Source organism: Micromonospora sp. URMC 105 (genome assembly GCF_051386295.1).
Taxonomy (GTDB): Bacteria; Actinomycetota; Actinomycetes; order Mycobacteriales; family Micromonosporaceae; genus Micromonospora.
Window position 1 is genome coordinate 1 of record NZ_JBPQTL010000204.1, and the last position, 1,331, is coordinate 1,331.

Annotated in this window: 1 protein-coding gene; it reads right to left on the reverse strand. The window is 70.1% G+C overall.

What is annotated here, in order from left to right; translation table 11 throughout:
- Positions 1 to 9: 9 nt before the first annotated feature.
- Complete coding sequence (locus ACSNN7_RS28930; RefSeq protein ID WP_436684213.1) at positions 10 to 1,068, reverse strand: IS110 family transposase; 1,059 nt, start codon at positions 1,066 to 1,068, stop codon at positions 10 to 12.
- Positions 1,069 to 1,331: the final 263 nt, after the last annotated feature.

Consider the following 1,331-nt stretch of genomic DNA (forward strand, 5'->3'; position numbering starts at 1 on the left):
GCGACGCTCCTATGCCGCGTCAAGTGTTTGGGGTGCGGTTTCCAGGCGTCGGTAGATCTCCCGGGCGACGTAGCGTTTGAGGCAGCGTTTGATCTCCCGGTCGGTTTTGCCTTGGGCTCGGCGGCGGTCGGCGTATGCGCGGGTGCGTTCGTCGCGTTGCAGCCGGGTCAGGACGATGGTGTGCAGGGCGCGGTTGAGTTGGCGGTCTCCGCAGCGGTTGAGTCGGTAGCGGACGGTTTTGCCGGAGGAGGCGGGGATTGGGGCGGTGCCGGCGAGCATGGCGAACGCGGCGTCGTTGCGGCAACGGCCTGGGTGCGACCAGGCGGTGAGCACGGTGGCGGCGACGATCGGTCCGACGCCGGTCAGGTCGAGCAGGTCCGGTCGCCAAGATCTCACGATCGTGCGGATCGCCTTCTCGTGCTCGGCGGCTTCGGCTTCAAGGAAGCGGACGCGGCGGGCGAGGTCCCGTAGAACGGTCAAGCTCGTGAACACCTGAACGTCGGCGCTGCTGGTGGGGCGCAGTCGGGTGGCGGTGGTGAGCATGGCGCGGGTGCTCTGGCCACGGAAGCGGGCCCGCACCACCTCGGGAGCGGTGATCACCATGGCGTGCAGCTGCCGCTGGGCGGTGGCGCTGGCCTCCACAGCGGCCCGTCGGGCGGTCAGCCGTGCCTGCAACGCCGCTCGCTCGGGGCCGGTCTTGGGTTGCGCCAGCCGGGTGCGGGCCAGGGCGTCGCGGGCGGCCCGTTCGGCGTCGATCGCATCGGACTTCGCCCCACCGCGGCGGGTCGGGCGCAGCGGCCGGTCCAGTTCGACGACCAGCTCACCGGCGTCGGCCAGGTGCCGGGCCAGGCCGGCGCCGTAGCCGCCGGAGCCTTCCAACGCCCATGCCCGCAACCCTGAGTGCCGATCGGCCAGCGCCACCAGTTGGCCGTAGCCGTCCGGGTCGGTGCTCACCGAGGCCCTGGCAAGGACCCCGCCGGTGCGGGTATCGAGCACGGCGGCCGTGTGCGTGTCTTTGTGGGTGTCGACGCCAATGACGACCTCGACCAGTTCTGTCAGCATGGACATGCGTTCTCTCCTCGCCGTGGGGACGCACGGGTCCGGTCCGGTGCGGAGATGGCAGGACTGTGATGAGACACGCCAGCCGCTAACTGGCGGTCAAGCTCCTGATCAGGCCAAACGTCTCCCGCCGGGCCGGCACCGGCAGCAGCAGACGGACAAGTCGCCTCCAAAGGCACACAGGCCAGTCAGGGCATGAGTCACGTCTACTGCTGCCAGCCATCAGCCCATCACGTACGGGCCAACCCGGCCAGCCTCACAGTCAGCGCAGG